The sequence below is a fragment of the Blautia sp. AF17-9LB genome (assembly GCF_003479185.1).
GTDB classification, from domain to species: Bacteria; Bacillota; Clostridia; order Lachnospirales; family Lachnospiraceae; genus Fusicatenibacter; species Fusicatenibacter saccharivorans.
The window spans coordinates 261,517-279,330 of the sequence record NZ_QUGU01000003.1 but is presented as its reverse complement, the minus strand read 5'-3'; the positions used below and the strand labels follow the sequence as shown (position 1 = coordinate 279,330).

The 17,814-nt window shown below is 41.2% G+C and carries 11 protein-coding genes; all 11 read right to left on the bottom strand.

Going from position 1 to position 17,814, the window contains the following annotated elements; translation table 11 throughout:
- Positions 1 to 373 precede the first annotated feature (373 nt).
- The gene (locus DWX00_RS05460) at positions 374 to 748 is read right to left on the bottom strand and encodes a TnpV protein (RefSeq protein ID WP_001129922.1); all 375 of its coding nucleotides are present in this window, start codon (positions 746 to 748) and stop codon (positions 374 to 376) included.
- Complete coding sequence (locus tag DWX00_RS05455) at positions 729 to 7,907, bottom strand: DUF3849 domain-containing protein (RefSeq protein WP_118594783.1); 7,179 nt, start codon at positions 7,905 to 7,907, stop codon at positions 729 to 731. The genes DWX00_RS05460 and DWX00_RS05455 overlap by 20 nt, the downstream gene beginning before the upstream one ends.
- 15 nt (positions 7,908 to 7,922) lie before the next feature.
- Positions 7,923 to 10,796, bottom strand: coding sequence for a C40 family peptidase (locus DWX00_RS05450; RefSeq protein WP_118594782.1), 2,874 nt, complete (start codon positions 10,794 to 10,796; stop codon positions 7,923 to 7,925).
- Positions 10,797 to 10,810: 14 nt separating this feature from the next.
- Positions 10,811 to 13,558 carry a VirB4-like conjugal transfer ATPase, CD1110 family gene (locus tag DWX00_RS05445; RefSeq protein ID WP_118594781.1) on the bottom strand — a complete coding sequence of 916 codons (2,748 nt, stop codon included), beginning with the start codon at positions 13,556 to 13,558 and terminating at the stop codon, positions 10,811 to 10,813.
- A 51-nt stretch (positions 13,559 to 13,609) separates the two neighbouring features.
- Positions 13,610 to 13,948, bottom strand: a complete 339-nt coding sequence (locus tag DWX00_RS05440) for a PrgI family mobile element protein (RefSeq protein ID WP_117805197.1) — start codon at positions 13,946 to 13,948, stop codon at positions 13,610 to 13,612.
- Between the two features lie 20 nt (positions 13,949 to 13,968).
- Entirely contained in the window at positions 13,969 to 14,829 is an 861-nt protein-coding gene (locus tag DWX00_RS05435; RefSeq protein ID WP_118594780.1) for a hypothetical protein, read from the bottom strand.
- 42 nt (positions 14,830 to 14,871) lie between these two features.
- A complete protein-coding gene (locus tag DWX00_RS05430; protein ID WP_118594779.1) occupies positions 14,872 to 15,207 on the bottom strand; it encodes a hypothetical protein in 336 nt (111 codons plus the stop codon).
- A gap of 202 nt (positions 15,208 to 15,409) precedes the next feature.
- Positions 15,410 to 15,799: a single-stranded DNA-binding protein gene (locus tag DWX00_RS05425; protein WP_118594778.1), complete on the bottom strand. Its 390-nt coding sequence runs from the start codon at positions 15,797 to 15,799 to the stop codon at positions 15,410 to 15,412.
- Between the two features lie 11 nt (positions 15,800 to 15,810).
- A complete protein-coding gene (locus DWX00_RS05420; RefSeq protein ID WP_118594777.1) occupies positions 15,811 to 16,443 on the bottom strand; it encodes a hypothetical protein in 633 nt (210 codons plus the stop codon).
- A gap of 12 nt (positions 16,444 to 16,455) precedes the next feature.
- A complete protein-coding gene (locus DWX00_RS05415; protein WP_118594776.1) occupies positions 16,456 to 17,601 on the bottom strand; it encodes a hypothetical protein in 1,146 nt (381 codons plus the stop codon).
- A partial coding sequence (locus DWX00_RS19940; protein WP_207664702.1) for a hypothetical protein occupies positions 17,583 to 17,814 on the bottom strand: 232 nt, incomplete at its 5' end. The genes DWX00_RS05415 and DWX00_RS19940, both read right to left, overlap by 19 nt.

The following is a 17,814-nucleotide window of genomic DNA, read 5'->3' as shown; positions in this document are numbered from 1 at the left end:
TCGGGACTTTCACCCGTTAGAGCGCGCCCATGGCGCGCAAACTAAAAATACCCAGTGATAAATACTCCTATCACTGGGTAAATAACTCCAATAGCCCCAAAACACTTATATGTTTTCGGGCATATAAAATTACATGATAAAAGTATTCTTAAACTGGGTACAAAAAACTAAGCCCCATATTAAAAGTGAAACGGGACTGCTACTTTTTGTTCCCACTATCAAATTGACAGTTTATTTAAGAATACCTTGCCGCATATTTATTAACTCCTTGTATAATACTGAATCTAATTATATTCCTTAACCCTTTATTTGTCAAGCTGACAAACTAAAGCAGAAAAAGCGGCAGGATTTCCCCCTGCCACTAATCATCTGTTTATGCAAAAATAATTTCCTTTTCCACAATCTCCCTCGCACAAGCCCTTATGTTATTGAGGCATCCTGTCCATTCTAAGGCGTTTTCTGCCTTTAGCTGTTCCGTTATGCCCTGTGCCTGTTTCATACCCTCTATGAGCCTTTCAAAGCGTTCCTGTGCCTGTCTGTTGATGTCGGCAAGGTAGGCGTTTAGCCTGCCGCTTGTAAGAAGATTGGTGTATGTAACTTTACGGTACTGTTTTAGATAATCTAAATGCCGTTGCCCCCAGATGCCTATTGCCTGTTCTTCTTCGGCGGGTACAGTTAAGCACGGTATCAAATAATCCCCTTGCCTTTCGTATTTGCCGCCCAGTTCCTCAAATAATGATTTTGCCATTGTCTGTTACCTCCACATTCTTTTTTATTTTGAATGTCCGCAAAATCCGTCCTACATCGGATGGACGCCACGGTACATCAAGATGGTGCAACGCAATCAAACGATCCTGCACGTTTGTTCCAGCACCCATTTTAGAAGTAGATCCGATCAGAAAACGAACCTGTCCGCTACGGACTTTAGCAAATAATTCAGCTTTTTTCTGATCTGTATTGGCGTCATGAATAAATGCAATCTCATCTTCCGGCACACCCTTTTTCATAAGGAGAGACTTTAACTCATCATATACGCTAAAAGATTCATCCCTATTTTTCCTTGGCGTAGATAAATCACAAAAAATAAGCTGTGTAGATCTTTCTGAAGTGGTTTCTTCCCAGATATGATAAGATTTTTCGGCACACACTGCAACTTTTGAATTTTCATTCGCAGGTAGCATTTCGTTTATCAGACGCTGATCGAGAGCAAGTTTCCGGCCGTCGTTTGTTATCCTCAACATGTTGTCTTGATAAGGTGACACAAGCTGGTTTCTGACTGCTTCAGCGCGATTAGCAAGCGATGCAACCATTTCTTTCTGGTATTCGCTTGGTTTCAGAACTACATTTTCGTATTGAGCCTCCGGAACAGGAAGATTCAGCATATCTGCAGTTTTAATGTCGGCCGCTTCTTTGAATACTGAAATTAGCTCAGGAAGATTGAAAAAGCGAGAAAACCTTCTTTTTGTACGGTAACCAACCCCCTCTGGAGCTAACTCAATCGCTGTTTGTGTTTCACCAAATGATGCTGCCCAGGAATCAAATTGTGTCATTCCCAATCTTTTCAGTGTGCCGTACTGCAGATAACGCATATTTGTATACAGCTCTGTCATACTGTTGGAAATCGGCGTTCCGGTAGCAAAGGTGATACCTTTGCCGCCGGTTAGTTCATCCATATATTGGCATTTTGCAAACATGTCTGAGGACTTCTGGGCTTCTGTCTGCGGGATACCTGCCACATTGCGCATTTTGGTATACAAAAACAGATTCTTATAGTTATGGCTTTCATCCACAAACAGCCTGTCTATACCGAGTTCTTCAAAATTTACAACTTGATCTTTTCTGGTTTGGTCATAAAGCTTGGCAAGACGCGTTTCCAGACTCTTTTTGGTCTTTTCCATCTGTTTAATGGTAAAACGTTCGTCATTCTCTGCTTTTATTTCACGAAGTCCTTTTTCGATCTCATCAATCTGCTGTATGATTGTATTTTTTTGTCGTTCATCGGAAAGAGGTATTTTTTCAAACTGGCTATGTCCGATAATAACTGCATCATAATCTCCGGTAGCAATTCTGGAACAGAATTTTTGCCGGTTTGCCGGTTCAAAATCTTTTTTCCGGGCCGCAAGGATGTTTGCCCCCGGATATAACCGTAGGAAATCAGAAGCCCATTGTTCTACGAGGTGATTTGGGACAACAAATAATGATTTCTGGCATAAACCGAGTCTTTTGCTCTCCATCGCTGCAGCAATCATTTCAAATGTCTTTCCAGCACCAACACACTGGGCAAGTAATGTATTGTTGCCGTATAAAATATGGGCTATTGCATTTTTCTGGTGCGGCTTTAATTCAATATCTGGCGTCATGCCAGGAAATGTCAAATGAGAGCCTTCATATTCCCGTGGACGAACAGAATTGAATAGTTCGTTATACGTTTCTACAATCTTCTGTCTTCGTTCCGGATCACGGAATATCCAGTCTTTAAACGCTTCTTTTATGTTTTCCTGCTTTTGACTTGCAATAGTCGTTTCTTCCTTATTCAGTACCCTCCTTTCATCAAAGGTATCATAAATTTTTATGTCTTTCAAATTTAAGGTATCTTCCAGCAACTTATACGCAGTTACCCTTGTGGTTCCAAATGTGGTATTTGCAAAAGAGCGGGAAGTTTCAGCATTTTTTCCGGCAATGTTCCATGTACTTGTTATATTCGAAAAACTTGTTTTTACAGTACCAGGATCTAATAGATAATGTGGTGTTTGAAAGACTTCCCCCATGAAGTCATCTATATACTTCGGATCAATCCATGTGGCACCAATCCTGATCTCTATCTCTGAGGCATCGAGATTTTGGGGCTGTATCTGTTTAAGTGCCTGCACATTAATGCTAAACTCAGGTTTTGTTTCTGCGTAAGATGTTGCAATTTTGAGTTTTTCCCGGACATTACCGCTTAAATATTCATCTGCAGTCTCCCATTTTCCGGTGATTGGGTCTTCAAATATGACACCGCGAAGTTCTTCCACAATTTCTTTGGTATCTTTTCCGGAAAGTTCACTCATATACGGAAGATCAACAACAGCCTTTTCTGAAAGAGATACGGTCAATGCTTCACTGGCTGTGTCAACGCTTGTAACAACTTTCTCCTGCTTAATTGTACGCTTTTGGAATATAGCAGCCTTTTCCTTGAAATTTCCTTCTTCATCAAGGTTTTCTAATGAGCAAATCAGAGAATAACTGGAATCCTGATCAAATGCGATTCTGTTTGCACGCGAATTCAGTATACCGAATTTTGCTGTATATCCATCATACAACGCACTCAGTTCTTCCTGCTTTTGTTTAATGTCTGCATCGGAATACTCATTCAGCTGCAAATTAATTAACGCACGAGTACAATCCCGGATGCCGATCATTCCCTTGATCCGCTCTTTTGCTGTGGCCGAAACGTCAACAGGACGCATAACAGAATTTTCCCGGTAATAAATTTCCTTTCCAACAACCGTAAAGCTATAATTTTTGACGTTCGGATCTGCAGAAAGTAGCTCTTCTAAGTCCTCCGTAAGAATCTCTTCCGGATCAATCGCATCAAATTCTCCATTGATATTTTGCAGAGACTCCTGTAATTGTTCTTCAAACGGTTGCGAATCATCTGCTGTGCAGGTACTTTCCATTCCATAAGGACCGGATACCATTTCCATTTTTCCAACAATTTGTTCTGGATGTTCAACAAAATAATTGTTCATGGTAATGTCTGATCCATCTTTTCCAAGATAGACCCAATCCGGATCAGAAACAATCATATGATCCCGTTTTTTCAAAAACAAAATATCGGATGTTACTTCTGTTCCTGCATTCGATTTAAAGGCTTTATTTGGAAGCCTGACAGCACCAAGTAACTCGGCCCGTTGTGCCAGGTATTTCCGCACTTCCGGATTGGACTTGTCCAGTGTTCCTTTGCTTGTGATAAAGGCAACAATACCACCGGGACGTACTTTATCCAGTGTTTTTGCAAAGAAGTAATCATGGATCAGGAATTTGTTCCGATCGTATTTCTTATCTACCACCTTGTATTGTCCAAACGGAACATTTCCAATGGCAAGATCAAAAAAGTTATCTGGATATGTAGTTTTTTCAAAACCACATATCTGTATGTTGGCATGTGGATACAGCTGTTTGGCAATCCGTCCGGAAATACTGTCCAGTTCAACTCCATATAAGTTGCTTTCTTTCATGGAGTCCGGCATCATGCCCAAAAAGTTTCCAACTCCCATTGCCGGTTCCAGAACGTTTCCTTTGGAAAAACCCATTCGTTCCAAAGCACTGTAAATTTGCCGGATAATCACTGGACTGGTATAATGTGCGTTTAAAGTGCTTTCCCTGGCCATACGGTATTCATCCGGCGATAATGCAGCCTTTAATTGCTGATATTCTTCAGACCAGTTTGGTTTGCTTTCGTCAAAGGCATCCGCCAGTCCACCCCATCCAATATATTGACTGAGAACCTGCTGTTCTTCTGCTGTAGCGTATCTGTTTTCCGATTCGATCCGGTTAAGCAGCACAATGGCAGCAAGATTCCTTCTGAATTTCTCTTTTGGAGATCCTTCCCCCAAATGGTCATCACTGATCTGAAAATTGGAAGCTGCACTTTTATCCGGTGCAGCTTTACTTTCTTCTTGTTTTTCTTCGGTATCTGGCGTCGTTTCGTCTGGAATAGAATTTTCAATGTCTCTTCCATCTGCAGCAAGTTCATCGGCCCATGCCATGGCATCTTCCAAAGATTCAAAAGTTTCCAATGGCGGATAACCTTCTGCATCATAAATGGAATATACGGCATTTCCTTTGTTGATCCACAAAAAGACATCCGAAAAAAGCCTTGCGCTCCATTTTGTTGGATTTCCAAACGCATCATCTGCCTCATGTACCACCTGCCAGGATAACCGTTGCAGTTCTTCCCCATCAAGTTTGGCACCAACTTCCGCTTCATGTCGATCAATGTCTTCTTCAGCAAGAATGTCGATATAATAGTCCTCTACTTCAACTTTATCTGGCTTATGGTCAAATTCAAAGACTCGATTTTTACACTGAACATAATAAAAGTCCGGATCATCAACACAATTTCCGATCAGATATTTAACGTTTCCAGATTCCCACTGGTCAATCAGAATGCAGAGATGGCCATCCAGTGTAAGCTGTTCCTGTACTACCTGTTCTTTTTCATGCTGCAGTTTTTCATGCTGCAGGTTTCTGACTTGGTTTGTAAATCCATCCAAAATAGTTGGGTGGGTGTTTAAGATCAGTGTATTGCTCCATTCTCCTTCTGTAAGGATGGAACTCGCCCATTCTTTGTTTCTTAGAGAAAACCGACCTTCCTTCCATGCCTGCACAATGGTATTGGCCAAAACAAATTGTACACAGTCTATGCCGTATTTTTCTACAATTTCAGATACCGTATTTTGTGGAACGGAAAATCCATTGTATTTTTCGGCAATCTGTTTTTCGATCTCCTGTTTGCACTCTAACCGGATTCCGTTATTCAGCCGGGTAATTTCGGCTTCTTTTGCCTTTTTTTCCTGTTCTTTTTTATAATTCTTATACTCTTCTTTTTCCTGTGGTGAAAAGTATTTGTCTGCATAAATCAGCTCGCAGATTCTTTCTTCTACGACATTCCAATTTAAAAGGACTTTTGTATATGGATTTAAAAGGCTTCCTTTCTCCAGGAGAATACCTTTCGCATCATGTTCACTGTTGGAACTACTATTGCCAGGTAACGCACCGGATTGGCCACCAATCCCATATTCTTTTTTCAGAAAGTCTGCATTTTCTTTCTGGTTATGCAGGTCCATGAAATATTCGTAGATTCGAAATTTTCCATCTGCAAAACCACTTCCAATGCAAAGGGCATAGTCGATTTCGTCCTGTGTGATGAAATCTTCCTGTCTGACATCTACCGTATCATGAAGTGGAAAATGAATTCTCTCCCTGTCAAGATCCGCGATTTCGGATAATAGATATCCTGGAGATTTCACAGTTTTCGGCTTTAATTCTCCATAGGAAATCCGTGCATCGACATCTTCCAAAAAGCTTTCCAGCTGTTCTCTTCCTTCATGCGTAGAAAGAAGAGTTTCTATTTTTTCTATACTGTTAAGTTCTTCCGGTACATCATCTATCCAATCACGGAGAAAATAGCCGATCTGATAAGATACCCTCTCCATCTCTGTTTTGTCTACGAGTGCTGCCTCGTTCGCATCCATATACAAGCCATACGTAATCATGGCGTGAATGTACTTTTCGATTTGATCCCAGCTTAATGTTGTAACTACAGATTCCGCTGCCTGCATACCATAACCGGCAGTCATTCCGTTTTCATCAAACCATACAGATATTGGATGACCGTGTAATTCAAAACCTTTGCCGACCTGACTATATTCTTTTTTCAGGAAAGCAATTATTTCATCGGTACTTTTTCCTTCGGTATATTTGGCGTAAATCCGTTTCCGGCTATCTTTTTGCCCGCCACCACTTCGGATGATTACTTCAAGATCGGTTTCCGGCAAATAGAAAGCAGCGGGCATAGTATATTTTTTACTTGCTTCCGCTGCTGTAATTGATCCTCTCTGTTCCTCTGCTGATGGAAACAGACTTAATTGTGTGTATGATTCCTCTGGTTTTACAAAATTGGTCGGCTGTAAATCAGTTCTTTCAGTACGACTTCCTCCGCCCGGCTCTGGATGCTGTTCATCTTCTTCACCCAAAGCATCTGATCCTGTGCTTTGAGCTGTTCGTTTACTCCTTCTTTCTCCGCCATCTGGGATGTCAGGACTTCCATCCTCTCTCTTGCCTGTTCCTGAATCTCGAGAAGATGTGCTTTCAGCGTTCCTTCCAGAAACATTGCTGTTCTCGCCCCATCGTATCTCTCCCTCAGAAATTTGTCCCTCAGAAGTCCGTATTTCGTTACCATTCCCTCCGGTTCCGGATTTGCTTTCAGTTTCGGAATCAGATAATCTCCCATCTGTTCGTATTCCAGGTCCATTTTGTTTTCCTCCTTCAATATTATCTTTATCTTTGGAATTACCCTCTTGCAAACTTTCACGCTTTAAAGCATTATATCGCGGTTGTGGTGCATTTGCAAGTTCTTTTTTGGAGATTTCTTTTTCCTGTTCTTTCTCGCGAAGTTTATCATAAATGCGTACTGTTTTTCCGATTTCTGCAAGAACACCTCTGGCAGAATCATTAATTTTTGTTCCTAATACTGACAATGTTTTAATAGAAACAAACTGATTGATATAATCAAATGAAAATTCATGATCGGAAATTTCTATTTCACAAGCCGATAAAATTGTAAAAGAAACACTTTCCGATATAAGTTTTTTTAAGCAAAGAGCAAAGTCCTGTTCGCTCAGTTTATCAAATCCTATCCTATCCTGTAAATCCGGATAATCAATTTGAAGTTCTGTATAGGCATCCGCCGCGAGCTGATCTGAAATTTCAATAATTCTTTCTTCAAAGGGTTTTGTGCTGTCTGTACTGCCATATATTTGTTCGAGCCTATGCAGTACATCACTTTTATGTTCTTCCCGCAGTTTCCACGCCTTCGGATAACGTCCATTTGGCTTTACAGCATGAACATTCGAAACATCAAATACATATTTAAGCTTATGACCGTATGTTGCAGTATCATCCGGAAGTGCAATTCCTGAAGATCCTTTATTTACCCAGCAGTTCATACGTTTATTCCATATCTCGATGGAAGCACACGCTGTTGCATCCGGATTCTGTGCATAAATCAGAAGCTGTTCTTTAAACGGATATTTATAAATCCGTGCAGCGGAGGTCAGGAACTTCATCCAGGATTCCCGGTTCTGTGAAACCCTTTTAGCTGTTTTTTCTGCAAGATTCACTATGTATTCATATTTATCCATCTTATTTTCCTTCTACTATTGTGGCCGACAATACAATTGCGGCGAAAGATTTGATTGTGACATTGCCTGTTTACATACCCCTCTGGATTCATCTGCAGCATGAACCATTTCACCATTTCCAAGATATATGGCAACATGGGATATATTCCTGTATTTTCCGTTGGCCGAATAAGAATAAAAGATCAAGTCTCCCGGCTGCAGTTCACCATAGCTGACAGTCATTCCTTTGTTTACCAGGCATTCTGCTTCGCTTGCTGCATCCATTCCATTCAGATAAGTAATACCAGCTGCAGCATAACTCCGGTAAACCAGGGAAGAACAATCATACCATCCCGGATCATCTCTTCTGCTTTGGGAATAACCACTTCCTACAGCATTCAGAGCTGCCTGCACGGCAGCATTTCCGGACTCTCCGGCACCTATGCTTTTTTTCCAGGACCAGTCAATCCCACCGGCACCATTTTCGGATGGTGCATAAATGTCAAGCGTCCCATCAAGCTGCGCCAGGCAATCCGCTTTCTCATAGCTCCACCTGGATACGTTCGGTCTGCGGGCGATCATGGCATCATATGCCCTTTCAATAATTTCCCGGTCCGTTGATGCAGATGTTGTTCCATCAAAATATCTTTTCAGGCTTACAACATATTTTCCATCTCTGTTGCCAAAAGAAAGAACGCAGCCTTTCAAAGCATCAGACGCGTTTGTAAAATCAAAACCATAATATTCTGTCAGTGATGTAAGAAGTGGCTGCAGTGTTTGTGTATAGACGTATTCGCACTGGGCTGCCTCAAATGCAATCTTATGTTCTATGCAGATCGAATGCCATGCCCCGTAAAATCCGGCGTTATTTTTTAGTTCTGTGGTCATGCCAAGATATGGTTCAAACGGACCATATGTAGTTGGATCTTTTTCATAGCACCACCGAACAAACGGCCCAAGCTCATAACGATTGTCGAACTGAAATTCACCACATGCATTTCCGCCATCGCCACCAACCTGATCCGGGTTTCCGCCGGATTCATATTTTGCCGCCAGATAACAGGCTCCATCATAAGCGGAAGAAGCACTTTGACGTTCAGCCTTTACCCCAAGAAACAGAAGACTCAAAAGAAGAAAAAGCGAAATAATAGGAAGCAGCAATAAAACATTGGATGCTATAATTTTAATGATGCCTGCGGATATTTTCGCCGTATTAATGACTCCATGCCGAAGTAGCATCCGCTGTTGATAATCAGCCCTTTTTTTTATCTCTTCTTCGTTCCCGGATAACCGGAGGGATTGAACGGTTGTATGGAAGTTCTTTGTTCTCCGAAACCATTTTAAGGATGCTCTAATTTTTCCCTCTTTACGAGAACTTTCTTCATCCTTTTTTCTTTTGCGGTCATTAGAATCTTTTTCATTCTTTCCTGACTTTTCTGTATCACTTTCTTTCCGATTTTTCTTTTTGGCTTTCCGTTTTTTACTTCCGGAATCATCCTCTGAGTCCTCTTCCTCAGCATGATCCATTTCTTTATTCCATTCCTCTACCGCCTGGGACGGTTTTATTTCCTGCCTATCTTTATCTTCTGCCGGATTTTTTTCAGATGTTTTTTCTGTATGTTCCTTATTTTTTATTTCCTTCTTCTGATTGGACGTTTTCTCCTCATCTTCACCAAGAGTTTCCTTTTTCTCTTCTGTTGAAGATTCTTCTGAAATTTCACTATCTTCCGAAGTATTTTTACTCGTGATTTTTTCTTTTTTTCGATTCTTTTTTAATTTTGTCAGATATATAAGTGTTTTTGATTTTTTTAAATCATTCTGGGAATCCGGCTCATCATCTTCAACCTCTTTTTCTACATTCGCTGCTGTCATACCATGCAGCATGGATGCAGTATTCAAACTTTGATGCTGCTGTCTGAAAGTTTTACTCTGGTTGGATGATAATTCTTCCCCTTTAGAATCTTGTACTGTGGATGATTGTATCCTGCCAATCGTATATTTCCGGCTGAAATCCTTCTTTTTTTCTCTCTCATCCGTATTACTTTCTTCCTCTTCTTGTTGAAAAAGTGTCGGTTTTCCAGACAACGGATTTCCGTTTCGCTTCTCCTCTATTCCAATGCCCTGTGTGTTTTCTGTATCTTGCCGCCGCAGATATTTCCACATGGCCAGACGCATACTTTGTCTTTTTTCTTCTTTTATGTCATTATTTTCCGACATTTCCAGCTGTTCAGTATTCGGGATGGAAGCTCTCATCTTGGCTGCAGCATATTTTTTACCGTGATTTTCCTGAATCCGATTCTCTGATGCAGCCTCAATATTATCTTCCCGTTCTGAACCTGTACTTTTTAAAATAAAATGGGTTGTTTGTTGCTTCTCTTCTGCATGGGAACGTCCCGCTTCTGTTTGCACATATTTCTGTGTTGCCAGTCGTATACTTTTCAACTGCTGTTCCCGGGCAACTTGTCTGTCCGGTTTTTCTGGTATTTTATACGTCTCTGAAACAGGTGCATGGAACTGTGCAGCTTTCGCCTCATATTTTTCACTGGAGCCATTATATACAGGCTGTTCCGGTACATAATTTGATTCATTCTTATACCACAGGATTTCCGGTTGTACAGCAGCCTGTTCCGTATGTCCAGTGTTTTCCGGCAAGATACTTTGTGTATTTACTTGATTTTCCGGCTGCAAATATTTCTGCGTCGCCAGACGCATATTTTGCAGCTGTTGTTCCCGCGTAATATGGTTTCCTGTTATTTCCTGCGTTTCAGAGTGGCTCATAACAGATCGTATCTCTGACGCAGTATAGATTGCAGAAGTAGCACTGTGTACCGTCTTTTCCACAGATCCTGTTTTAACTTCCCGCTGTTTTGCCTGCCATGCAACTTCCGTGTGCTTGTCTTTTGGTGTCATGCGTTATCCTTCCTTTAGTTTTCCGGCATACGGTAACAACCTTGGATCTTTTCGATATATCCTTTTTTCACAAGAGATTCCAGTATCTCTTCTGCCTGTTTATTGGAAACACCGCATAAAATTCCGGCACCATAGCAATCCAGCCATTCATCACATTCGTCAGCTTCTTGTACTTTATGGTACATGAACAGCTCTTCTTCACTGATTGGCTCTTCTACTTCGCCATTTAAAAGCTCAACAGACTCTTTGTCTGGATCAGTGTCAAATGTTGACACCGAGTCTCTGTTTTCATCCGTGTCAATCTTTGACACGGATTCCAGATCATCTTCATGTTCATCTTGATCCGCTTCCTGGCTGTAAAATACGTTCCGATTTTCGGCAGCGGCTTCATGGAAGTTTGTACTGTAGAAATGATACAGCGGATTGTCCCGGCTAATCGTCGAATCACACTGCAAAATATGCCCGCCCCAGACAATCAAACTCTGGCCCGGTGTCGGATCAGAAAGCGCTTCAAACTCTTTCTGTGATAACTCCATAATCTGCAGCAATTCGTTCCGATCATCACCGGCCTGGTCAAGCAGCACCTTGAAATCGGAGTTTGATACAATCTCCATAATTTTCCGGTTGGCCGTTGCTGCTGAAACGTTCTGCAGACAGATCGTACAGATACCACCAAGTTTACGGTACGTCAGATACGCCTTTTCCAGCTCATTACAACTTGTCTCATGGCGGCAGACATATTGAGCCTCGTCAACGATAAAATGCGTTGCCCTTTGCTGTTCAACGTTGTAGGAAAAACGCTGCGTTAAAACATGCATGATTGTTATCATCAGCGGTTCCCACATCAATTCAGGGATATTTTTCATTCCAAATGCAACAAACCGGCTGCTGGTAGACAGTGTACTTTGTCCTTCCAATGTCAAAAAGCTATGCTTTGTATAAGCCTCCAGTGATCCATACAAATCACGCGCTTCCGGTTCCCGCTGTTTCTGGAAAATTGCTTCCAAATCAGAAAGCACCGGGGATATCGGTTTCTTTTTTGAAAACGTATTCTGATATAATTCCTCAACGCACCGGTAAATCAACGATTTATGGATACCGTTTGGACGTATACCGGTCATGATACTGTACAGAAATGCTTCCATATACTGCAGCTGGGAAAGGATATATTCTTCACGGCCCTTTGCATTCTTTTGCAGCAAAGATTCCGGAATCTCAAGAGGGTTCAGGCGCAGATCCGGATCAGAAAGATCAAAATACTGACCGCGGAATCTCTGGGTGATTCCCTTCATCTCATTCTGCGGATCAATCAGGAAAATATCATCTGTACTGTTAATCAATGTTTGTCCGATTTCCGTAATTTTCAGCAGCATGGACTTTCCAGAACCAGTGTGGCCAAAAATAACACCATTACTGTTTTTCAATGTCTTTCGGTTTCCAATGATCGGATTTCTGGTTTTTTTATTTATACCATACCATGTTCCGCCAGGCTGGATCAGATCCCAGGAATAGAATGGCTGGAATGCCAGATAAGAACTTGTCAGGACGGAACGCATATTATTTACACGCCTCGCTCCGATCGGAAGCAACGTATTCAGTGCCTGAATTTGCTGATCGTAGTAAGGAACAATCTGTATAGAATGTTTCCGGCAGCGGCGTCTGACTTCTGCCGTGTTTGCATCCAGTTCCTCTTTATTTGCTCCACGCACTGCCAACAGGATTCCTACATAGAAGCCATTTTCATCATCTTCCTCGATCTGATCCATATATTTTTTCAGATTGGCCTGCTTCTTTTTCTTTGCATAGGACGGCTCACTATAGAAGTTACCCATACTTGCATTGGCCTGTACTTCCTGCCCGATCGCATTTTCATTGTAGAAATTCGTGTTGCTGATTTTTCCACGTAACACTTCCCGTGGGATATATGCCGTATCTATGGTAAGGCAGGTATAAAACGGAAAATCTGTCAGTTCAAAAATCAACTTTTCTTCATTCAATCTGGTTGGCAGAACCGCAGCAAAAAGAATCCGCATACACTCTTCATCAAATTCCATGTAGCTTTTGTGATTCCGCACAGAATGTGGAAGGATTGAATTGCGAAAATCTCTTCCGGCCTGTACCATATCCTGAAACGGGAGAATAAAACTTTCCTCTCCATCATCTGTGAAAAAGTAATTTCTGATTTTCTGAAACCGCTGCACAGCGTTTAAAGGAACCAATTCCGAACCCATTGCATAAAAGATTGGAAGTGCTGTATGCTCGAATGTATCAAACCATCCTTCCGCTTCTTCTATTGACCGGCAATTTGCACTCACAGTCAAATAACGCTGTTTTCGAACGTTTTCCTGTCCCTTTTCAAGAGATTTTTTAATCATTTCGTTATTGTAGCGGGCCAGCTCTGGATACTCACTTTTATTTTCATCCTGCAACAGAGATTTCTGGAAATTTGTTACGTCCCGTGGTTCACACTGTATTGTGATCTTGAAATCTGTGTCCATGGAATTTAGAAATTTCCGTAGTTGAAACAGGATGCCGTCTTTTTGCTGCTTGTCCTGATCCACATAGTTTAAGTCTGAAAAAGAATACACACGATCAAATTTTCTCCGCTTTTTCCCTGCCCCGTTATTCGGTTCTATTTCAAATATTCCATTTTCGTGTACACCTGCAATATCCAGCATTTGTTGAATACTGGCCGGTGTCTGGTAAACTGGCTGTGTACATTTTTTATATCGGATAAATTCCTCATTCGAAAAAAATCCCATTCTGTTCCATCCTTTCCAAGTATATAAAAAAGTCGGGATTTTTCCCGATCATTATTTTTCTTTTTTCAAATAATTTTTTCTTGCCTGGTTATATTCGTCACTTTTCCAAACAAGTTTGGCTGTGGACTTTCTGTATTTTCTTGCCCGGTAAAACTCTATTGCAGAAAGCCCGCTACGTGACTTCCATACCTGACTGAAAATGATAGCTGCAGCAACAGCAGTTCCAATCAAAAATGATATATATAAGTTCCATCCAAGTATAAAATACAACAAGATAATGATAATACCACAGGAGACAGCAGAAACGGCCATCACACCTAACTCTCTTGCTGTAAGTCCTTTCCAGATGCTATCCTTATATGCACCAAAATCTTCATTCATGTTTACCATAAGCTATGTCCTTCCTACTATTAAAATCCAAATGCTCTTCGAACCATCGCATCCGTACCAGATACTGATCCCGTTATAATAAGGATACCAAGAATAGCTTGAAGTCCTTCCCATCCTTGTGATCCCAACATTCCGCCCAATATATCTTCTGATGCAGTAGGGAACAGCCCACCAGCATTTATTAAAATTGTTCCAAGTCGCATCATTAGCATGATTCCTGTCATTTCAAACAATGCACAAAGAAATGTACGGACCCAGCTTGATCCGGTATGTCCAATTTCATGTGGGCCTGCATAAGTGGAAAGTGCAAGTGGTGCAACAGCCATATAAAAAAACAATTTAAGGAAAACCCTATAAACCGTCCATAATGTAATAACTGCGCCACCCAGGCAGATAAACAAAAACACAAGGCCAAACAGATTTCCAAAAATAAGTCCGGATCCACTCATTTCCCAGTCATCCCCTACTCTTATAACCAGTGAAGCGGCATCTTCCGGAACAATAATCCCAAAAAATGCTTGTTCAATTTCAATCAAAAAAACGAGTATATTCGTGAGATTTAAAAAAACAACATCCACAAGTGCCAGCTTGATAAAAAACTGGATGCTTGCTTCCATGGTCATTCCGTGTTTAATATCCGTTGTTTCTTTGAAAAAATTAACCATAAAGAAAACACTTACAAGTGTCGCACCTAAAATCTGTAGTGCCAGGAAAATCCGGTATCCTTCATCCCAAAGTTCACCATCTGCCAAACTTTGTGGACTCGTTTGCAGCATATCAAACGCATATGCAATTAATGAATTCCAAACATTGCACCCAAGGGAAAAGAAACCACTTCCCGAAAAAACCGTTTTGAAAAAATCTAATATCTCATTTATCATATTTTCTCCATAAGAAAAAGGAGGATATTCCCTCCCTTTTCATTATCCCTTCAGAGCAGTTGTAATTACCGGAGCAACCAGCATAACTAACGCACCGCCAATCCCTTTTAAAGATCTTGTAATAGCACCTCCGCCTTCCTGTGCCTGCATGGAAGCTCCAAATTCAAATGCGTGCCATAATAAAATAACACCACCCACAGATTGTACCACAGCGCTGATCAGATTCCATAAAATTTCAAATTTCGCATTTATTGCGGTCGTTGCATCTGCAAAAACCATTGGCGCACCTACTCCCTGCAGGAACATCAAAAACGCAAAGCAAGCCGTATATTCCGTGACTTTTTTCAGTTTCTTTTTTACTTCGATTGGCTTTTTCATATCTTTTACCTCTTTTTGATCTAAAAATAGCCCGCACCAAATTTTGGTGCAGGCCTTATTTTCGTTTGTTCTTTCGTGTCAATCCTTCACACGACATTTTTTAATCGTCATCATCATCATGTTTGTGAAATCTTCCAATTAAAAATGCAATAACACATCCTACCATCGCTATAATCGGGATAATATACTGAATCGGCATTCTCTATTTTCCTCCTTTTTCTTCCTGTTTCAGAACCGGAAACTGGGGCAATCCAGTACACAATTCCAGTCCATTAAATTCTTGTTTTTCAATTATCTGCTGATAATCTACTGTCACAGTGACGAAATATACTTTTTGATTGTTGGCATCCCGGCCTTCCTCTGTATGAAGATGTCCCTGGACAAACACTGTCGTTCCTTTTTTTATTCTCTGAAATGTTATCATTGCCCGTTCTCCAAAGGCGACACAGTACATGTAATCGGAATAAGAACTTTTCGGTCGCTGCACGGCCAAGATGTACCGGCATGTTGGAACTGATCTCCCTCTCCTGTCTTTTTCATAGGAAAATTGTGGGACGCAGGTGCAAACACCCTGGATTTTAATCTGATTCATGTTTGCCCTCCTTATACCAGATTGCCAGTTGTATTTTCTCGACGGTAAGGCAGCCTCCGGTATCGCAGAACTTCCATCCGCAGTAAATCATCCCGCAGGGTTTCTGCATCCATGCCCTCAAATAAAATGTCAAGGGTTGTCTCAAAATCCCGGTAACGGCTGCGCTGGCTGTACGTAAGTGCCTTTTCAATCCTTTCCAGAATCGGACCATTTTCATAAAGTTCCTGCAATTCTAAAAGGGATTGCTGCAGTGTGTCTTTTCGCCGGAAATGTTCTATCATCCGGCTTTTAAATTCTGCCACATCAGCCGGGTTTAACACTTCCGGTTCCGTGTCAATGTTTGACACGGGAACTTCTTCTTTATCATTCGAAAGTTCTTCCGGCGCATTTTCCGTTTTTTCCTCTTCTATGACAGGTATATTCTTTTTTCGTTTTAAATCTGGAACATTTAAAACATTTTTCAGCTTTTTGGTATCAACCCCAAGCTTTTTTTCCAACGGCTCTTCTTGAGTTTCTTCCTTTTTCTGTTTTCGCTCTTGTATTAAACTGATTCCAGCTGTTGCTGCAAAACCAAACGCTGCGATCGCAAGCACCGCGGTCATCAAGTAATATGGATTTCCCAAAAATGACTTTATACTTTCCATGGCCGATCTCCTTTACTTGAAATTCCGTGATGCATCTACCGTAAGTTCTACCAGCTCCTCTGCCGAAATTCTTCTGTCATACCATCCGGTCAGAACTGCCGCTTTTTCGTATTCATCATAAGATGCCTTATATTCCGGCATTTCTGCGTTCATCTGGTAGATGACTTCTTTTAAGTTCTTGGTTTCGCGGCGTGGAACACTGATTTCATAGCATGGAAGGGAATCAAAGCGGAAATGATAATTCTTTTCGCCACATACCGCATCTACAATAATTCCATCCGTATTATGGCGGGTTGTCACATTTTCGAACTCTGGCAGTGTCAGCAAGTAATTCTGCAGTTCTTCTGCACTTAAATCGTGGCTTTCCGGCTGATTACTGTTTTCTTCCAGCTGTCTCTGTAATTCTTCCTTGTCTTTTGCCTGATCATCCAGATCTCTCTGCAAAGATTTTACCTGCTTATTTAGTTCAATGACTTTTCCTTGGAGTTCTCCATTCCGTTTTCGCAACTTTTCTTCTACTTCCGGATCAGTGCTGCTATCCTCTGCTTTTAACTGCAGGTTCGCAAGTTCAGCTTCCTTTGCATCAAAATCTTTCTGTAATTTTTCCATCTGTTCCGTTTTGGAATCACGTTCTTTCTCTGCCATGGAAAGACGGCTCTGCAATGTTTCAATTTTCGCCTGCAGTTCTGTTTCCTTATCCGTTGGAAGTGACATATCCGGATACAGTTTTAAATTTTCCTGCATCATCTTGAGGTTATCCCTCTCTGCCTGCAGCTCAATACTTAAGTTCTGTGCCTGCAGCTTTTCCATTTGCAGTTCCTGCTGTTTCTTAAGCAGCTCATTTTCCTGTTCCTGCTTTGCTTTCGCCAGGGATTCTTTTGTTTCCTGTTCCCAGGTTTTTAAAGCAGTTTCCTGTTTTTCCATGTCCTCTACTTTAGCTGCAAGAGCATCCTGGATCTGGTCCAGTTCTTTTTCCCGGTTATCCAGATCTGTTGCTTTCTGTTCCTGGCTATTTTTCTGCTTTTCCAATGCATTTGCAAGAGACTGCAGCTGCTTGGAACGGTCATCGAACAGCTTTTCACGTTTTTTATATTGCTCTTCTCGTTCCTGATACAGCTGATTCATTTTTTGGGCCATACTTAATGTATTTTCATCCATGACGTATCCTTTCTTCGGGCGCTTAGCCCAATATCTTTCTTACTCTTTTTTCGTATTGCAGTAAGAAACATCAATACACTCCAACTGCCGATAAAAAAAACGGCAAAAAAACAGATATGATTCCTATCTGCCGTATCCACCGGATCAGCCTTTAAAATCATACCTTCTGTATCTGTGTCAATGTTTGACACCTGTTTTGTGGTTTCCATATCG

Coding starts and splice junctions, on each gene's coding strand:
- DWX00_RS05460 (WP_001129922.1), bottom strand. CDS start 748: ATGGCAAAATCATTATTTGAGGAACTGGGCGGCAAATACGAAAGGCAA.
- DWX00_RS05455 (WP_118594783.1), bottom strand. CDS start 7,907: ATGGATAAATATGAATACATAGTGAATCTTGCAGAAAAAACAGCTAAA.
- DWX00_RS05450 (WP_118594782.1), bottom strand. CDS start 10,796: ATGACACCAAAAGACAAGCACACGGAAGTTGCATGGCAGGCAAAACAG.
- DWX00_RS05445 (WP_118594781.1), bottom strand. CDS start 13,558: ATGGGATTTTTTTCGAATGAGGAATTTATCCGATATAAAAAATGTACA.
- DWX00_RS05440 (WP_117805197.1), bottom strand. CDS start 13,948: ATGGTAAACATGAATGAAGATTTTGGTGCATATAAGGATAGCATCTGG.
- DWX00_RS05435 (WP_118594780.1), bottom strand. CDS start 14,829: ATGATAAATGAGATATTAGATTTTTTCAAAACGGTTTTTTCGGGAAGT.
- DWX00_RS05430 (WP_118594779.1), bottom strand. CDS start 15,207: ATGAAAAAGCCAATCGAAGTAAAAAAGAAACTGAAAAAAGTCACGGAA.
- DWX00_RS05425 (WP_118594778.1), bottom strand. CDS start 15,799: ATGAATCAGATTAAAATCCAGGGTGTTTGCACCTGCGTCCCACAATTT.
- DWX00_RS05420 (WP_118594777.1), bottom strand. CDS start 16,443: ATGGAAAGTATAAAGTCATTTTTGGGAAATCCATATTACTTGATGACC.
- DWX00_RS05415 (WP_118594776.1), bottom strand. CDS start 17,601: ATGGATGAAAATACATTAAGTATGGCCCAAAAAATGAATCAGCTGTAT.